Source organism: Streptomyces sp. NPDC127190 (assembly GCF_042672505.1).
Classification (GTDB): domain Bacteria; phylum Actinomycetota; class Actinomycetes; order Streptomycetales; family Streptomycetaceae; genus Streptomyces.
In genome coordinates this window covers 1-17,591 of sequence record NZ_JBHXVE010000019.1, presented here as the reverse complement: position 1 = coordinate 17,591, position 17,591 = coordinate 1, and the positions used below count along the sequence as shown (strand labels likewise).

The 17,591-nt window shown below is 70.6% G+C and carries 16 protein-coding genes and 1 rRNA gene; 11 read left to right on the top strand and 6 right to left on the bottom strand.

Annotated elements, in window-relative coordinates; translation table 11 throughout:
- The first annotated feature begins 46 nt into the window (after window positions 1–46).
- The gene (locus tag ACFVIU_RS26360; protein WP_385845488.1) at window positions 47–1,609 is read left to right on the top strand and encodes an FAD-binding oxidoreductase; all 1,563 of its coding nucleotides are present in this window, start codon (window positions 47–49) and stop codon (window positions 1,607–1,609) included.
- 50 nt (window positions 1,610–1,659) lie between these two features.
- On the opposite strand, the gene ACFVIU_RS26355 is transcribed toward ACFVIU_RS26360, so the two are convergent.
- From ACFVIU_RS26355 to ACFVIU_RS26340, 4 genes are all read right to left on the bottom strand, one after another.
- Complete coding sequence (locus ACFVIU_RS26355; protein ID WP_385845487.1) at window positions 1,660–2,355, bottom strand: phosphatase PAP2 family protein; 696 nt, start codon at window positions 2,353–2,355, stop codon at window positions 1,660–1,662.
- Window positions 2,356–2,604: 249 nt separating this feature from the next.
- Entirely contained in the window at window positions 2,605–3,606 is a 1,002-nt protein-coding gene (locus ACFVIU_RS26350) for an NlpC/P60 family protein (RefSeq protein ID WP_385845485.1), read from the bottom strand.
- 113 nt (window positions 3,607–3,719) lie between these two features.
- Window positions 3,720–4,487: a trypsin-like serine peptidase gene (locus tag ACFVIU_RS26345; protein WP_385845484.1), complete on the bottom strand. Its 768-nt coding sequence runs from the start codon at window positions 4,485–4,487 to the stop codon at window positions 3,720–3,722.
- A gap of 175 nt (window positions 4,488–4,662) precedes the next feature.
- Window positions 4,663–5,433, bottom strand: coding sequence for an SDR family oxidoreductase (locus tag ACFVIU_RS26340; protein ID WP_385845483.1), 771 nt, complete (start codon window positions 5,431–5,433; stop codon window positions 4,663–4,665).
- Window positions 5,434–5,583: 150 nt separating this feature from the next.
- On the opposite strand from ACFVIU_RS26340, the gene ACFVIU_RS26335 reads away from it, so the two are divergent.
- On the top strand, window positions 5,584–6,054 hold the full coding sequence (locus ACFVIU_RS26335) for a plastocyanin/azurin family copper-binding protein (RefSeq protein WP_385845482.1): 471 nt from the start codon (window positions 5,584–5,586) through the stop codon (window positions 6,052–6,054).
- Here ACFVIU_RS26335 and ACFVIU_RS26330 read toward each other — a convergent pair.
- The gene (locus tag ACFVIU_RS26330; RefSeq protein ID WP_385845481.1) at window positions 6,041–6,961 is read right to left on the bottom strand and encodes an oxidoreductase; all 921 of its coding nucleotides are present in this window, start codon (window positions 6,959–6,961) and stop codon (window positions 6,041–6,043) included. The genes ACFVIU_RS26335 and ACFVIU_RS26330 overlap by 14 nt on opposite strands.
- A 98-nt stretch (window positions 6,962–7,059) precedes the next feature.
- Between ACFVIU_RS26330 and ACFVIU_RS26325 the strand changes: the two genes are divergently transcribed.
- The 9 genes from ACFVIU_RS26325 (at window position 7,060) to ACFVIU_RS26285 (ending at window position 17,441) form a co-directional block, all read left to right on the top strand.
- Window positions 7,060–7,665, top strand: coding sequence for a TetR/AcrR family transcriptional regulator (locus ACFVIU_RS26325; RefSeq protein ID WP_385845480.1), 606 nt, complete (start codon window positions 7,060–7,062; stop codon window positions 7,663–7,665).
- A 262-nt stretch (window positions 7,666–7,927) separates the two neighbouring features.
- Window positions 7,928–9,265 (top strand): peptidase S8, encoded by a 1,338-nt coding sequence (locus tag ACFVIU_RS26320; protein WP_385845479.1) that lies wholly within the window; start codon window positions 7,928–7,930, stop codon window positions 9,263–9,265.
- A gap of 390 nt (window positions 9,266–9,655) precedes the next feature.
- Window positions 9,656–9,964 carry a hypothetical protein gene (locus ACFVIU_RS26315; RefSeq protein WP_009189392.1) on the top strand — a complete coding sequence of 103 codons (309 nt, stop codon included), beginning with the start codon at window positions 9,656–9,658 and terminating at the stop codon, window positions 9,962–9,964.
- 154 nt (window positions 9,965–10,118) lie between these two features.
- Window positions 10,119–10,949 carry a hypothetical protein gene (locus ACFVIU_RS26310; RefSeq protein WP_385845478.1) on the top strand — a complete coding sequence of 277 codons (831 nt, stop codon included), beginning with the start codon at window positions 10,119–10,121 and terminating at the stop codon, window positions 10,947–10,949.
- Window positions 10,939–12,282 carry a hypothetical protein gene (locus ACFVIU_RS26305; RefSeq protein WP_385845477.1) on the top strand — a complete coding sequence of 448 codons (1,344 nt, stop codon included), beginning with the start codon at window positions 10,939–10,941 and terminating at the stop codon, window positions 12,280–12,282. Before ACFVIU_RS26310 ends, ACFVIU_RS26305 begins: the two co-directional genes overlap by 11 nt.
- Complete coding sequence (locus tag ACFVIU_RS26300; protein ID WP_385845476.1) at window positions 12,279–13,841, top strand: SCO6880 family protein; 1,563 nt, start codon at window positions 12,279–12,281, stop codon at window positions 13,839–13,841. Before ACFVIU_RS26305 ends, ACFVIU_RS26300 begins: the two co-directional genes overlap by 4 nt.
- 14 nt (window positions 13,842–13,855) lie before the next feature.
- Window positions 13,856–15,268: an ATP-binding protein gene (locus ACFVIU_RS26295; RefSeq protein ID WP_385845474.1), complete on the top strand. Its 1,413-nt coding sequence runs from the start codon at window positions 13,856–13,858 to the stop codon at window positions 15,266–15,268.
- Between the two features lie 54 nt (window positions 15,269–15,322).
- A complete protein-coding gene (locus ACFVIU_RS26290; RefSeq protein ID WP_385845473.1) occupies window positions 15,323–16,840 on the top strand; it encodes a type VI secretion protein in 1,518 nt (505 codons plus the stop codon).
- A 52-nt stretch (window positions 16,841–16,892) separates the two neighbouring features.
- Window positions 16,893–17,441 (top strand): cysteine hydrolase family protein, encoded by a 549-nt coding sequence (locus ACFVIU_RS26285; protein ID WP_385845472.1) that lies wholly within the window; start codon window positions 16,893–16,895, stop codon window positions 17,439–17,441.
- A gap of 59 nt (window positions 17,442–17,500) precedes the next feature.
- Here ACFVIU_RS26285 and rrf read toward each other — a convergent pair.
- A 5S ribosomal RNA gene (rrf, locus tag ACFVIU_RS26280) occupies window positions 17,501–17,591 on the bottom strand; the annotation flags it as partial.

Below are 17,591 nucleotides of genomic sequence, written 5' to 3'. Positions count from 1 at the left end.
CGTCTCGTTCCAGGAGAGCCGAGGAAAGGCGACGGACACCATGGGCATGGAACGGCGGACGTTCATATCCGGCGGCGCGGCCGCGCTGGCGACAGCCACCCTCGCCGGGTGCGGCACCGGCGGACCAGCCGCCGGTTCCACGGCGCTCAACACATCGTCCACAGTCTCGCGTACGTCACTGAAGACCACCAGCGCGAGCGCCGCCGCGAACTGGGCGGCCCTCGCCCGGGACCTGGACGGCACCCTGGTCCGCCCCGGCGACACCACCTGGAAGACCGCCCACCAGCTGTACAACACCCGCTTCGACGGCCTGAAGCCGGCCGCGGTCGCCTACGTCGCGCACGCCGACGACATCCGGACGACCCTGGCGTACGCCAAGGCCCACCACATCCGGGTGGCGATCCGCAACGGCGGCCACTCCTACGCCGGCTACTCCTCCGGCGACAACCGCCTCATCCTCGACGTCTCCCGGCTGAACCGGATACGGGTGAGCGGCGGGCAGGCGGTGGTCGGCGCCGGCTCCAAGCTGATCGACGTCTACCGCGGACTGGGCGCCAAGGGCGTGACCATACCCGCCGGCTCCTGCCCCACGGTCGGCGTCTCCGGCCTGGTCCTGGGCGGCGGCCACGGCGTCGTCTCCCGCGCCTACGGCCTGACCTGCGACAGCCTCACCCAGGCGACCCTGATCACGGCCGACGGCACGCAGATCACCGCGAACGCGTCGACCCACTCCGACCTCTTCTGGGCGCTGCGCGGCGCGGGCAACGGCAACTTCGGCGTCGTCACCGAGCTCCAGTTCAAGACCCACCCGGCCCCGCAGGCGGTGACCGCGTACCTCACCTGGCCCTGGGCCAAGGCCGCCGCCGTGCTGAAGGCCTGGCAGGAGTGGGGCCCGAGCCAGCCGGACGAGATCTGGTCCGCCCTGCACCTGTCCTGCGCGCCGGGACACACCCCGACGATCTCCGTCTCCTGCTTCTCCCTCGGCACCTACGGCGAGCTCCAGAACGCCGTGGACCGCCTCGCCCACCTGGCCGGCGCCGACGCCTCCTCCGTCTCCCTGCACCGCCGCGGCTACGAGCAGGCCATGGAGGTCTACGCCGGCTGCTCCTCCTTCTCCACCCCGGCCCAGTGCCACCTCCCGGGCTCCACCCCGGGCCGCTCCCCGCAGGGCGCGCTCGGCCGCGAGACCTACGCGGCCCGCTCCGACTTCTTCGACCGCTCGCTGTCCGCGGCCGGCATCCAGACGGTGCTGAAGCAGATCGCCTCGGTGCGGGGCGGCGGGGGCAGCATCGCGTTCACGGCGCTCGGCGGCGCGGTCAACAGGGTCTCCCCGACGGCCACGGCGTTCGTCCACCGCCGCTCGCGGATGCTGGCGCAGTACATCGCGAGCTGGGGCGCGGCGTCCTCCGGCAGCACGGCCCAGTCCTGGCTGACCTCGGCCCACGCGGCGATGGCGCCGTACGCGTCCGGCGCGGCGTACCAGAACTACACGGACCCGACGCTGAAGGACTGGCGGCGCGCCTACTACGGGGACGCGGCGGCCCGCCTGGCCAAGGTGAAGCAGCAGTACGACCCGTCCCGCTTCTTCTCCTACGGCCAGAGCCTGTAAGCCCTTAGGGGCCCGGCTGTAAGCCCTTAGGGGCCTGGCGGTTCACCCGGTCACGCCGCGAGGTCCCGCTCCTCGCGCTCCGCCGAGCTGCGCGCACCCGGAAGCACCGGCACCCCCGCCGCCGTACGCCGGCGCACCAGCCGGCCCAGCCGGGGCGACCGCTCCACCGCCCGCAGCACCGGTGTGAGCAGCGCGGTGGCCGGCGGGGACAGCAGCAGCACCACCGCCGTACCCAGCGCGAAGCCGCCGATGACGTCCGTCGGGTAGTGCACGCCCATGAAGACCCGGCAGAACCCCTCGAACAGCGCGAGCCCGATCCCGGCGAGGCCGAAGCGGCGGTGGGCGACGAACAGCCCCACCCCGAGCGCCATGGTGAGGGTGGCGTGGTCGCTGACGAAGGAGAAGTCGGTCTTGCCGGAGACCAGGACGTCCAGCCCCTGGTGGTCCCGGAACGGCCGGGGGCGCTCCACGAAACCCCGTATCGGGATGTTCACCAGCACCGCGATCGCGGCCGCGAGCGGCGCCCAGACCAGCGCGGCCAGCGAGGGCGCGGCCTCCTCGCCGCCCCACCGCCGCACGGACCACCAGCACCACAGCACCAGCAGCACCATCGCGACCAACAGGCCGTACTCACCGACGAACGCCATGATCCGGTCGAACCAGTGCGGGGCGTCCTTGGCAAGACCATTGATGTCGTAGAGCAGGTCGACGTCGGGGTTCGATCCGGATTCGGCGAGTACAGCCATGGTGCTGTGGCCCCTTCGTCGGCTACCGGACGCACCTCGTGTGCGCCGCTTTCCCACCCCCGTGGTGTCGTAGATCCGCTTCCGCTGTACTGCGGTCCTGCCCGCACTGCCCGTACTGACGTCCGCTCGGCTACGTCAACAGGAACGCACAGCCACCATCAATACGTTCCACTCTCCACTGAATGATCACGCAGACGTTATCGAAGAGAGACTCGTCATCGCAGCTCAGGGGGTGACTTCACGCTCCGCTCAGACATGGGTGGGCAGTGCTTTCGCGCCATCCTCGGTGACCCGGGTGGCCCCGAAGTAGTCCGGGCTGTCGATCGGGTCGAAGCGGATCACCGCGCCGGTCCTCGGCGCGTCGATCATGTACCCACCGCCCACATAGATCCCGACGTGGTGGATGGCCCGGGAGTCGCTCAGGTCGTTGGAGAAGAACACCAGGTCACCGGGGAGCAGCTGGTCCCGCGAGGGGTGCGGGCCCGCGTTGTACTGGTCGTTGGCGACCCGCGGCAGCGTGATCCCGACACTGGCGTACGACGCCTGCGTCAGCCCCGAGCAGTCGAACCGCCCGCCCTGCTCCGGCGTGCCCTCGCCACCCCACAGATACGGCGTGCCGAGCTTCTGCTGCGCGAACTCGATGGCTCCGGCGGCCTGTTGGGTGGGGTCGATACGGCTGGTGGGGGCGGCGAAGCTCTTGGCCAGGCTGTTGATCCGCTGGACGTAGTTCTGTGTCTCGCTGATGGCCGGAACCCCACCCGAGCGGATGACCCGGTAGGCACCGGCGTTGTAGGCGGCGAGCATGTTGTCGGAGACGTTCCCCGGCACGTCCTTCACGTACTTGGCGAGTTCGCAGTCGTACGACGCGGCCGACGGGATGGCGTCGGCCGGGTCCCAGATGTCCCTCTTGCCGTCCCCGTTGCCGTCGATGCCGTGCGTGGCCCAGGTGCTCGGGATGAACTGCGCGATGCCCCGGGCGTCGGCCGGGCTGACGACGGTCGGGTTCCAGCCACTCTCCTGGTACAGCTGGGCGGCGAGCAGCGCCGGGGTGAGCGCGGGACACAGGTTCCCCCACTGCTGCACGAGCGACTTGTACGCGGCCGGCACGGCGCCCTTGGCCAGCCCCCGGCTGCCCGAGGTCACCCCGCCCAGGATGTTCCCGGCGACGACGTACACCCCCACGACCAGCAGCAGGACGAAGCTCAGCCCGAGCCCGACGGCCGCTCCACCGATCACCCATACCTTCCGCACGGGGTCAACTTTCCCCCATGTGGGTGCCGTTCACGACAATTTCGGGGTGATGTGGCGTCATTTCGCGCCCCGCGTGGGGCTGTACAGCCGAATCAGCGGTCGCTGACGATGAGTCAGGAGGCCGCGATCGCGTCCTTGTAGAGCTCCGCCGCCTCGCCGCCCAGCACCACGCTGTAGGAGGTGTCGGGGGTCGAGCCGCCCAGCTCATGGCCGCCGAGGACGCCGACGACCTGGTTGTCGCCGTTGATCCAGGGGCTGCCGCTGGTGCCGCTGGTGAAGCCGGGGCAGTCGATGCGCTGTTGGGTGCCGCTGTGCCGGGACGGCCGGTTGGTGCAGCCGATGGGCGTCTCGCGGACATCGGGGTAGCCGGTGACCGTCACCGCGGTGACCCCGGTCACCGTGCCGGGCGTGAACCGGTTGGCGCCGACCACCGACTCGATCCGCTTGCCGTGCAGCTCGGCCAGGGTCGCGAAGGCGAGGTCGCTGTCCTCGTCCTGGTCCTTGGCCCAGCCGTCGGGCACGAAGCGCCGCCGCACCTTCCACACCCCGTACGGCGCCTTCCCGTCCCGGTATCCGGGCACGAACACCAGGTCGCCGTCGACGCCGTCCACGCAGTGCGCCGCGGTGAGGATGAGGTCGCCCCGCGGGCTGTGCACCACCGAGGCGGTGCAGTAGTGGCCGCCGGCCAGCTTCTGGGCCCGGTCCGCGCCGAACAGCGCACCGATCCGCGCACTCTGCCTCGAGGCACCGACCTCCGCGGTGATCCCGAAGGGACCCGGCTCGTCGGCAGCCGCCACCGACGCCGAGGTCAGGGCAAGCGTCACCACGACACACAGCAGCGTGGGACGTGCGGTGATCCAGATGCGTGAGATGCGCTTCATCAGGCCCCACTCTGTCTCACGAAGGTGAGAATCCCGCTCCGACTTCACTGAGATTTTCCTGTGAACCCCCGTATTGCCGCCACCGCAGCACCGAAAACGCGTGCGAAGTGAGGTCGGAGCGGGGCGGGAAAACGACACAACGGAAGCAGAACGCGCCAGAAAGGGGCGGCACCGCTCAGAACGTGGTCGTCATGCCGCCGTCCACCGCGATGGTCTGCCCGGTGACGAAGGACGCCGCGTCGCTCGCCAGGAAGACGACGATGCCCGCGATCTCCTCCGGGCGGCCCCAGCGGCCCAGGGCGGTGCGGGTGCGCAGCCAGCGCCGCCAGTCCGGGTCCTCGGCCAGCTCGGCGTTGACCTCGGTGGCGAAGGTGCCCGGCGCGACCGCGTTGACCGTCGTACCGCCCGGCCCCAGATCGGCGGCGAGCGCCCGGGTCAGCCCGTCGAGGCCCGCCTTCGCGGTGGCGTAGCCGACATCACCCGTACGGCCCAACTGCCCGACCACCGAGGAGATGTTGATGATCCGGCCCGCCGCGCCCCGCGCGGCCAGCCCCCGCGCGACCGTCTGGCTCAGGGCGTACGCCGAGGTCAGATGCACATCGAGCAGCGCGCCCAGCTGCTCGGGCGTCATCTCGGCCACGCCCCTGCGGTCGCGGTGGCCGACGTTGTTGACCAGGATGTCTATGGCGCCGAGCGCGCTCACCGCCTCCTCGGCGGCCGGCCGGTCGGTGACGTCGAACGCGGCCGTGGCGATGTCGTACCCGGCGTCCGTCCGCAGCCCCGCCGCGACCGCCTCCAGCGCGGCCGGATCACGGCCGTTGAGGACGACGCGCGCACCGGCCCCGGCCAGCCCGCGGGCCATCTCCAGGCCGAGGCCGCGCACGGACCCGGTCACCAGGGCGGTCCGGCCGTCGAGCCGGAAGACCGGGCCGCCGGTGCCGTCCATGCCCTGCCGCCCTCCGTGTGCGGGGAAGATTCCGTCCCCGTCACCGTATCCGCTCGACCGCCCCACTGAACGCCCTGCCGTGTCCGGACGTACCCCTTATAAGCACCTCTGGGAGCGAGCACCCGGAAAGAGCTGGAAGAGGTGGTTCTGATGGCGCTCTCGGCACATACCGCTCGTACGGCACATACAGCCCGTACGGCACTCGGCGGCACCGCGGTGGCCTTCTCCGCCGCCCTCCTCCTGGCCGCCTGCGGAGGCGGCGGAGGCGGGGGCACCGGCGGCGGAGGCACCGGAGGTCCCGCGACGAGCCCGGGGACGGCGAGTTCGGGGACGGCGGGCTCGGGAACCCGGGTCACCGTCACCGAGACGGAGTACGCGCTGAAGCTGTCCCGGTCGTCCTTCACCCCGGGCACCTACACCTTCGTCTCCGACAACGCCGGCCACATCACCCACGCCCTGTCGATCGACGGACCCGGCGTGGAGGACGCCCACACCAAGACCATCGCGGGCGGGCAGCACGCCACGCTCACGGTCACTCTGAAGAAGGGCACCTACGACCTGTACTGCCCGGTCGACGGCCACAAGCAGCTCGGCATGGACCAGCACATCACGGTCGGCTGACCGGCGCCGACGGCCAGGTCACCCCGGTCATCTTCTCCGACAGCGTCCACAGCCGGCGAGCGGCCGCCGGGTCGCTCGCCGCCGCGCTCCGGCCGACCAGGGTGGGCGCGCCGCGCATCTCGCCGAGGCCGCCGGGACCGACGTACGCCGCTCCGGGCAGGTCCTGGGTCGCGGCGAAGAGCGTGGGCAGGGCGCCGGAGCGGTCGTCCTGCGCGAAGAGCCGGTTGCCGACCGCCATGGCGGCCCGCAGCAGGGGGTTGCCCGCGTGGCTCTGGAGGTTGGTCGCCGCGTACCCGGGGTGCGCGGCGAGGGCGCGCACGGCCGAACCGGACTCGGTCAGCCGGCGCTGCAACTCCAGGGTGAACAGCAGGTTGGCCAGCTTGGACTGGGCGTAGGCGCGGGTAGGCGAGTAACGGCCGGTGAGGTTGACGTCGGCGAAGTGGATCACGCCGTCGCCGCCGCGGTGCAGCCCGGAGGAGACGGTCACCACGCGGTCGGTGATGTGCGGCAGGAGCAGGTTGGTCAGTGCGAAGTGGCCGAGGTGGTTGGTGCCGAACTGCATCTCGAAGCCGTCCTTGGTGCGCAGCTCCGGCAGCATCATCACGCCCGCGTTGTTGATGAGCACATCCAGCGGGCGGTCCCAGCCGGCGGCGAACGCGCGCACCGAGTCCAGGTCGGCGAGGTCCAGCCGGCGCACCTCGGTGCTGCCGCCCGCCTGTGCCGCCGCGGCCCGGCCGCGCTCCGGGTCGCGCACGGCGAACACCACATGCGCCCCGGCCCGGGCCAGCGCCTGGGCGGTGGTGCGGCCGATGCCGCTGTTGGCGCCGGTGATCACGACCGTACGGCCGGTCAGGTCGGGCAGACGGTTCACGTTCCAGGTCTCGCGCTGTGCGCTCGTAGCAGCCATGGACCCAATGTAGACACCGCCAACAATGCAGTCAACGACAACAATGAAGTCGACGACAACAAAGCTGACGCTGACAACATCCGGTTACGATGGCCCACATGCCGCGCATCCGCCAGAGCCGCCCCTACCACCACGGAGACCTGCGCGCCGCCCTGCTCAGGAGCGCCGAGCGCACCCTGCGCGAGAAGGGGGCCGGCGCGCTCTCGCTGCGCGAGCTGGCCCGGGACACCGGCGTGAGCCACGCCGCCCCCGGCCGCCACTTCAAGGACAAGCAGGCCCTGCTGGACGCGCTCGCCCTGGACGGCTACGAGCGCCTGACCCAGGCCCTGGACGGCGCCGCCGCCCAGCCCGGCCGCACCTTCGAACAGCGGATGACGGCCCTGGCCCGCGCCTACCTCGAGTTCGCCGTGGAGAACCCGGAACTGCTGGAGCTGATGTTCGCGCGCAAGCACCACCCGGACAGCTCCGACCGGCTCGCCGCGGCCGTCGACCGCTCCTTCGGCTCCCTGACCCGCACCTTCGCCGCCGCCCAGGAACAGGGCGAGCTGGTGCCGGGCGACCCCGAGCGCCTCACCCTGGTCGCCGCCGCGAGCCTGCACGGCCTCGCCGGGCTGATCGCCGCCTGCGCGCTGGACGCCGAGGAGGCGCTGGCCGGCCTGGACGACCACGTCCATCTGCTGCTGCACGGCCTCACGCCCCGCTGACCGACGCGACCCGCCCCTGGGCCCGCCCCTGTGCCCCCGCTGTGATCACGGTCAAGCGGCTGCCAGCGCACAGCCATCCCACCGCCATTGGCCGGTAATCGCCGGGCCTCCTTCAGTAACGCGAGAGTCAGAATTCCGAAAGCCGCTTGTTGTTGCGTACTCAACAAGCGAGTGTCGTGCGCGGGCCGCCGCCCCCACCGGTCACCCACCGGTGGTCCCCCCACCCGCAGGCCTCTGCCCACCACTTCCAGGAGGCTGTACGTTGCGTACGACCACCCCCAGCTCCCCCCACATATCCGGCAGATGGCGCCGGGCCGGCTCGGCCGTCGCGGCCACCGCCGCCCTGCTCGCCGCCGGCCTGGCCACCGCCGCCCACGCGGACGCCGCCACCACGGCCACCGCCACCGCCACCGCCCCCAAGGTGACCTGGGCGGCCACCCCCTGCGCCACGCCCAAGCACCACGGCGACCTGGCCTGCAACTCCTTCCGGGTCACCGGCGGGGTGACCGCCTTCGAGAAGGCCCTGGCCCAGCGGACCGGCAAGGCCGCCAAGGCCACCCCGAAGGCCGCCGCCGCCAGCCCCACCGGGTACGGCCCCTCCGACCTCCAGGACGCCTACGGCCTGACCGACGCCGCCTCCGCCAACGGCTCCGGCGAGACCATCGCGATCGTCGACGCCTACGACGACCCGAACGCCGAGGCGGACCTCGCGAAGTACCGCTCCTACTACGGCCTTTCCTCCTGCACCACCGCCAACGGCTGCTTCACCAAGGTCGGCCAGACCGGCTCCACCACCTCCCTGCCCACCGCCGACTCCGGCTGGGCCCAGGAGGAGTCGCTCGACCTGGACATGGCCTCCGCCGTCTGCCCCAACTGCAACATCATGCTGGTCGAGGCCAAGTCCGCGTCCATGACCAACCTCGGCACCGCGGTGAACGAGGCGGTCAAGCTGGGCGCCACCTTCGTCTCCAACAGCTACGGCGGCTCCGAGTCCTCCTCCGACTCGACCTACGACTCCTCGTACTACAACCACCCGGGCGTGGCCATCACCGTCTCCGCGGGCGACGAGGGCTACGGCGCCGAGTACCCGGCCGCCTCCAAGTACGTCACCGCCGTCGGCGGCACCGCCCTGTCGACCTCGTCCACCTCCCGCGGCTGGACCGAGAAGGTGTGGAACACCAGCTCCACCGAGGGCACCGGCTCCGGCTGCTCCGCCTACGACGCCAAGCCCAGCTGGCAGACGGACACCGGCTGCGCCAAGCGCACCATCGCCGACGTGTCGGCGGTGGCCGACCCGGCGACCGGCGTCGCGGTCTACGACTCCTACGGCGTCACCGCCGGCTGGTACACCTTCGGCGGCACCAGCGCCAGCGCGCCGATCATCGCCGGCGTCTACGCCCTCGCCGGCACCCCCAGCAGCGGCAGCTACCCGGCCGAGTTCCCCTACGCGGCCGCCGGCACCTCCGCCCTGAACGACGTCACCAGCGGCAGCAACGGCAGCTGCTCCGCCGGCGCGAGCTACCTGTGCACCGCCCGGTCCGGCTACGACGGCCCGACCGGCTGGGGCACCCCCGAGGGCACGGACGCCTTCACGGGCTGACCAGGCTCGACAGGTCCACCCCGTCGGGTCACGGGGAGCCGCCAGTGCGAGGGGGACGTGGGGTCCCCTCGGCGGCACGGAAAGGAAGACGGGTCACGGCAACCGGCCGTGACCCGTTTTCCCTGTTCTGACCGGTGCCTGACGTACCGTGAGAACATCTTCGGTAAAGGGGGACAACGACGGAACCCACGGCAGGTTCCGATCTGACCTCGTTGCCCGGGGTGACCTGCCGTGATACACAGAGTGACCGTACGAGCTATTCGTACGAAACCCGTCAGCCAATGACGTCAAGTCGACATACGAAGGCGACGTTGTCGGCGAGAATGAGGCCCGACCTCTGCACACCCGCAGGGGCGTTCGCGGAACTACCCACCAGGGGCGGTGACTTACATGCTCTTTGCGGCCGACAAGGGAGACATCAACACCATCATCGGCGGGATCGCCCCGAACTGGGGCCCCTTCGGCAGCCTGGGCAACGAGGCGAAGGTGATGATCGAGGTGGTCATGGCCGTGGCCATCCTCCTCTGCCTGGGCATCGCGGTCTGGGGCGCGGCCAAACAGCGCATCGGCGCCACGGCCCTGCGGGACACCTTCAGCGCGGAACAGGGCAAGGGCCTGATCATCGCCGGCCTCACCGGAGTCTTCATCATCGGCTCCCTCGGCACACTGTTCACCATCGTCTACGGCATGGCGGTCTGAGCCCTCCCCCTCTCCCTCCCCACCCACCCGTCGTGCCCACCGGCTGAGGTTGCGTTTCCCTGATGTCGAGTCACCACACCGCGCCCGCGCGGGAACCAGCACGGCTACCGTCGTATATCCACGAGGCGGAGGGGGCACGCACGGCATGAGTCCCATGAATCCCGGCGACGACCAGCCGTACCACGACCACACCGACACGGGCCACACCCGCACCCGCCTACCGGACAACGACCCCTACGGCGGCGCCCCCCGCCGCCCCACCCGCAGCTCCTCGAAAAGCCTGGTGACGGTCGTCGGCGTGGTGGTCCTCCTGATCGCAGCAATCGCATTCGCGAACCGGGGAGACGATTCACCAGCCGACAGCCCATCCGGAAAGGGCGCCCAGCCCCAGGCAACGGCCACCGCCCCGTCCGGCACCCGCCCGGTGGACACGAAAACCGCCGGCATCCCCTCGGGCTTCGCCCATACGGAGCAGGGAGCGCAGAGCGCGGCGGCAAACTACGCGGTGGCGATGGGATCGGCCGACATGTTCGACATGACGAAGCGGCACGCGATCGTCGACACGGTCTACACGCCCGACGTCGCCGCTTCCCGGCAGTCTGAGTTGGACCGCGTGTACGCCAGCCAGGAGTTCCTCTCCAACATCGGCCTGACGAAGGACGGCACCGCACCACCGGGCCAGACCTTCGTCTCCCGGGTCATTCCTGTCGGTACGAAGGTCACGGCGTCAACGACGGACACCGCCACGGTGGAGGTCTGGTACACGTCGCTGTTCGGCCTGTCGGGCACATCATCGACCAACCCCGTGACCGAGAGCTGGTTCACCAACACCTTCGAGCTGAAATGGGTCAGCAACGACTGGAAGGTCACCGACTTCCAGCAAAAGGACGGGCCCGTCCCCGTAGGCCGTGATCAGAGAGCTTCCACCGCCGACGACATGACGAAGGCCGTAGAGGAGTACGGAGGGTTCACGTATGCCCGGTAGCCCGCAACGTGCGCTGAAGCTCGCCGGAGTCGTGGCAGCCGTGCAGACCACGGCCGTGCTGCTGGCCACGCGCGCCTTCGCCGCACCCACGCCCACCCCCACGGGCAGCCCGTCGCCCTCGCCGTCGGCCAAATACCACTGCGACGTGATCCGCGGACCCGCCAAGAAGTACTGCGAACGCGGCAACGCAACCAGCGGATCTGCCGTTCCCAACGTCCCGGACACCTCCACCCAGGACCCCCTCTCCTCCCTCGCCAAAGGCTGCGCCCAAGCCGCCTCCTGGACGGTGGACAAGCTGAGCAAGGCCGTGAAGGACACCGCCACCGTCGACTTCACCAATCAGAAGTTCCTCCAGCAGTACGCCATCGTCTTCGCCGCCTCCACCATCCTCACCCTCGTCCTCTGGCTCCTCGCCGTCGCCAAGCGAGCCGTCCGCGGCGTCCCCCTCACCACCGCCATCTCCGAAGCCGTCGGCTTCCTCTGGCTCACCGTGCTGGCCTCCGCCTTCACCCCCCTGATCCTCTACACCGTCGTCTCCGCCACCGACAGCGTCACCGACGTCCTCGCCAAAGCCACCGGCGACCAGGCCGACATCTTCTTCGGCACCTTCTCCGGCGCCCTCGCCAAAGGCAACGACATCGGCGGCGGCCCCATCATGCTGATCGTCGTCTCCCTCGTCAGCATCCTCGCCGCCGGCGTCCTCTGGCTGGAGCTCGTCATCCGCGCCGCCCTGCTCTACGTCGGCGCCCTCCTCGGCACCGTCGTCTACGCCGGACTCGTCGACAAGAACCTCTGGGGACACGTCCGCCGCTGGGCCGGCATCATGATCGCCGTCATCCTGGTCAAGCCGGTCATCGTCATCGTCCTCGGCCTCGCCGGCGCCCTCTCCTCCGGCAACGGCCCCGACGCCTTCTCCGCCGTCGTCTCCGGCCTCGCCATCATCCTGCTCGCCATCTTCGCCAGCGCCGCCATCTACCGCTTCGTCCCCGGCTTCGGCGACGAGATCGCGTCCGGCCGCAACAACCGCATCATGCAGGGCGCCGAATCCAAGGCCGCCGCCGTCATCAGCTCCCCCGCCAGCCTCGTCGCCCAGGGCATCAAGACCCACAGCACCCGCGCCGACAGCAACGGCCCCGCCGGCACCGCAAGCAGCGCCCCCCGCCCCGCCAACCCCGCCACCGGCGGCGTCGCCGCCCACAGCAGCCGTACCCCCAGCACGGGCACCGGCGGAGCCGTCCCCTCCGCCACCCCCGCCCCCCGCGCACCCAGCCCGGTCAACACCCCGCACGCCAGCAACACCCGCAACAACCGCACAGGAGGTGAAGGGCGTTGACGACCGAGTCCCACCTGTCGTCCCACCCGATCACGCCCCGCCGTACCTATCTCATCGGCCGCGCCCGGCCGAACGCGATCATCGGCCGGAACCGCGAGTCCGGCGAGATCGCGCTCATCGTCATCGGCGCGTTCCTCGGCATGATGTGCGGCCTCCTCGTCCCGGTCCTGTCCCTGCGCATCGTGCTGCTGACCGGCTTCCCCCTGCTCGCGCTCGCCGCCGTCTACGTGCCGTACAAGCGCCGCACCTTCTACAAGTGGTTCGAGATCAACCGCAGCTACAAGCGCACCCTGAAGCGCGGCGCCGCCGTCTACCGCTCCAGCGCCATGGAGGCCGGCACCCGCCTCGACGGCCACGAGATCGAGATCGGCCCGCCCCCCGGCATCGGCCGCATCACCTGGCTCGCCGCCCCCTTCGGCCCCGACGAGATCGCCGTACTCCTGCACGCCGACCGCAAGACCGTCACCGCCGCCATCGAGATCGAGGGCCCCGGCGTCGGCCTGCGCGACTCCGAGGACCAGGAAGCCCTCGTCGACCGCTTCGGCACCCTCCTCAAGCACGTGGCCAACGGCGACGGCTTCGTCACCCGCCTCCAGATGCTCGCCCGCACCCTCCCCGCCGACCCCGACGCCCACGCCAAGGACGTCGCCCAGCGCGGCGACGACCGCGCCCCGAGCTGGCTCCAGCAGTCCTACGACCAGCTCCAGTCCATGGTCTCCACCAGCAGCGAGCAGCACCGCGCCTACCTCGTCGCCTGCATGCACTTCAACCGCGAACTCGCCGCCGAGGCCAACGCCATGGCCCGCGCCGTCCGCGCGCACGGCGGCAAGGTCGACCGGGACGCCGGACTCGCCGTCGTCATGGCCCGCGAGCTGACCGACATCTGCTCGCGCCTCCAGGAGGCCGACATCCGCGTCCGCCAGCCCCTCGGCCAGGGCCGGCTCGCCTCCCTCATCCACTCCATGTACGACCCCGACCACCCCATCGACCACATCCAGGCGATGACCCAGCGCAACGCCTGGCCGGCCGAACTGGACGCCACCGAACCCACCTTCCTCCAGGCCAAGACCCGCGAGTCCAGCACCCGCGCCCCCTGGTGCCACGCCACCGCCTGGGTGAAGGAATGGCCCATGACCCCCGTCGGCGTGAACTTCCTCGCGCCCCTGCTCGTCCACACCCCGGACGTCATCCGCACGGTCGCCGTGACCATGGACCTCGAACCCACCGAGATCGCCATCGAACGCATGCTGACCGAGAAGACCAACGACGTGGCCGAGGCCTCCCGCGCCGCCAAGATGAACCGCACCGTCGACCCGCGCGACATCGCCGCCCACAACCGGCTCGACCAGCGCGGCGAAGACCTCGCCAGCGGCGCGGCCGGCGTCAACCTGGTCGGCTACATCACCGTGTCCTCCCGCACCCCGGACGCCCTCGCCCGCGACAAGCGCACGATAAGGGCCTCCGCCGGCAAGTCGTACCTCAAGCTGGAGTGGTGCGACCGAGAGCACCACCGCGCCTTCGTGAACACACTTCCCTTCGCCACCGGCATCCGAAGGTAGGGGCTGATTCGCCGATGCGGGATCCGCTGTCCGTCCTCACCGACGCCTTCACGTCCTTCCTCTTCGGAAGGGTCGAGACGACCCGTCTCCCGGTCCGCACCTCCACGGGCCAGGCGCAGGCCGTCTATCTGCCCACCGCCGCCCCGGGCCTCGGCGACTCCGGCGTCATCATCGGCCGCGAGGTGTACTCCGGAAAGGGCTACATCTACGACCCCTTCCAGCTCTACGGCCAACAGCTCCCGGCACCGCACTGGCTCGTCCTCGGCGAGTCCGGCAACGGCAAGTCGGCCCTGGAGAAGACCTACGTCCTGCGCCAGCTGCGCTTCAAGGACCGCCAGGTCGTCGTCCTGGACGCCCAGGGCGAGGACGGCGTCGGCGAATGGAACCTGATCGCGCAGGAGCTGGGGATAACACCCATCCGCCTCGACCCGACGGCCGCCCTGAACCACGGCATCCGCCTCAACCCCCTCGACCCGTCGATCACCACCACCGGCCAGCTGGCCCTGCTCCGCACGATCATCGAGGTCGCGATGGGCCACGGCCTGGACGAACGCTCCGGCTTCGCCCTCAAGGTCGCCCACTCCTACGTCAACGAGACGATCGTCGACCGCCAGCCCGTCCTCTCCGACATCGTCGAGCAGCTACGACACCCCGAGCCCGAGTCCGCCGAGGCCATGAACGTCGCCATAGACGACGTACGGGCCTGGGGCCTGGACGTCGCCCTCGTCATCGACCGCCTGGTCGACGGCGACCTGCGCGGCATGTTCGACGGCCCCACCACCGTCGGCATCGACCTCGACGCCCCCCTCATCGTCTTCGACCTGTCCCACATCGACCGCAACTCCATCGCCATGCCCATCCTCATGGCGATCGTCGGCGTGTGGCTGGAACACACCTGGATCCGCCCCGACCGGAAGAAGCGCATCTTCCTGGTCGAGGAGGCCTGGCACATCATCAACAGCCCCTTCGTGGCCCAGCTGTTCCAGCGCCTGCTGAAGTTCGGCCGACGCCTCGGACTCTCCTTCGTGGCGGTGGTCCACCATCTGTCCGACGTCGTCGACGGCGCGGCCGCCAAGGAGGCCGCGGCCATCCTGAAGATGGCCTCCACCAGGACGATCTACGCCCAGAAAGCCGACGAGGCGAGGGCGACCGGCCGCGTCCTCGGCCTGCCCCGCTGGGCCGTGGAGATCATCCCCACCCTCACCCCCGGCATCGCCGTCTGGGACGTCAACGGCAATGTCCAGGTCGTCAAACACCTGGTCACGGAGACCGAACGCCCCCTGGTCTTCACCGACCGCGCGATGACCGAGTCCTCCAGCGACCTCACCGCCGACGACGCCCTGCACGCCGCCGAACTGGAGGCCGAGCAGCGGGCCGCCGCCTTCGTGGAACAGCACCTGGGCGACTCCGAGTCGACGGTGGCGTAGGCGGGCAGGGCCAGGGAGACCCGGGGCAGGCCGGGGAAACAGGGGAGGAACACGGTGACACCCGACGAGCGCCGCGACCGGCACCAGAGCGGCGGGCACCCAGGCGGCCGGGCCGGCGGCATCCCGGACGGCCTGCTGGTCGGCATACTCGCGTTCCTCCTCGGCATGACCGTGCTGGTGTGGACGGCCACGGGCCTGGCGTCCTTCTTCGCCCACGGCGACTGGCCCGACGGCGTCACCTTCACCCGCACCCCCCTGGCCATGCGCCACCTCATCGGCCACCCCCACGACCTCCCCGGCGCCTGGCCCGACACCCCCGCCGGCCGGCTCTCCGGCTGGGGGCTGTTCTGGGGCCTCTTCATCGCCCAGCTGATGATCCTCTTCGTCCTCACGGTGTTCGTGATGGGCGCGGTAGCCCGCTGGCGCACGGCCAGAGCCCGCACCCGCCAGTCCCAGAACCTCCGCTACGACGTCCCCGTACCCCGCACAGAACCGGCACCCCAGCCCCAACCGCAGCCGCAGCCGCAGCCGCAGCCGCAGCCGCAAGCGACGGAAGCCGTCCCCCTGCCACAGCGGGAGCCGGAGAGGGATCCAGGGACAGTCACCACGGCACCCGCCCCACCCACTCCACCCACCCTCACGGCCCAACCAACCGTGCTGCTCTACGCCCCCAGGGAAGCCCGCCACACCCCCGCCGCCCAGGCCCTCCTCGACGCCGAGGGCCCCGCCCTCCTCGTCACCTCCAACCCCGCGCTCTGGCAGGACACCAAGGACGCCCGGGCCAAACTCGGCCCCAGCCTCCTCTACGACCCCACCCACCTCTGCGACACCCCGGCCCGGCTGCACTGGTCCCCGGTGACCGGCTGCGAGGACAAACAGACGGCCCTCCAGCGAGCGACCGCCCTGCTCGCGCCGGTGCAGCCCACCGCCAAGATCGACCAGATCCTCACGGACACGGCGATCACCCTGCTCCGCAGCTACCTGCACGCCGCCGCCCTGGAGAACCGCACGATCCGGCACGTCCACCGCTGGGCCCAGGGCACCCAGGTCCAGGACGCCGTCCGCACCCTGCGCACCCACCCCAAGGCCGCCCCGGGCGCCGCCGGCGAACTCGAGGCCGCGCTCACCGCACACCCCGAGCGCCGCGACATGGCCCACGAGCTGACCAGCCGCGCCCTGTCGGCCCTCTCCACGGTCAACGTCCGCGAGGCATGCACTCCAAACCGAACAGATGCGCTCGCCTTGGATTCCTTTGTCCACGAAGGGGGAACGCTCTATGTGGTGGGTGACTCCATCGAGGACCCGCGGACCCACCCGGGCGCAATGCCTCTTCTCACGGCCCTCGTCTCCAGCGTGGTCGAGCGCGGCCGGCGCATGGCCGAACGGTCATCCTCCGGTCGGCTCGACCCACCACTCACCCTGATCCTGGACGACATCGCGGCCGTGGCCCCCGTCCCCCAACTCCCGGACCTCCTGGCCACGGGCGCCGACCAGGGCCTCCCCACCCTGGCCCTCCTCCGCTCCCCCGAACAAGCCCGCACCCGCTGGCCCCACCAGCACCTACCGGTCTAGGACGCACCCATTCCGGCCTGGCCTGTCAGTAACACGACATATCGTGGTCCGCATGACCACACTTCCCGACCGCCCGCACACCGCACTGCTCGTCATCGACGTCCAGAACGGTGTGGTGGAGCACGCCGTCCGCCGTGCCGCCGTCATCAGCAACATCACGACCCTCATCGACAAGGCCCGCGCCGCCGGCGTCCCGGTGATCTGGGTGCAGCACCAGGACGAGGACCTGGTGCCGGGCACCGAGCGCTGGGAGTTCGTCCCGGAACTGAAGCGCCTGGACACCGAACTCCTGGTCGCCAAGGCCTACCGGGACTCCTTCGAGGACACCGTCCTTGAGTCGGCCCTTGCCGAGCGCGGAGTGGGCCGACTGCTCGTCACGGGCGCCATGACCGACTTCTGCATCCGCTCGACCCTGCACGGCGCCCTTGCACGGGGTTACGACACCACACTCGTCGCCGACGCCCACACCACGCAGGACCTCACCGAGTACGGCGCGCCGGCCGCGGAGCAGGTCATCGCCCACACGAACCTCTACTGGAGCGACCAGTCGGCACCGGGCCGCCGGGGCGGAATCGTCAAGACGGCCGACGTGACCTTCTGAAAAGACCCTGAAATGCAGAAAACCCCCGCACCAAAGGTGCGGGGGTTTTCCCAATAATTGTTCGGCGGTGTCCTACTCTCCCACAGGGTCCCCCCTGCAGTACCATCGGCGCTGTGAGGCTTAGCTTCCGGGTTCGGAATGTAACCGGGC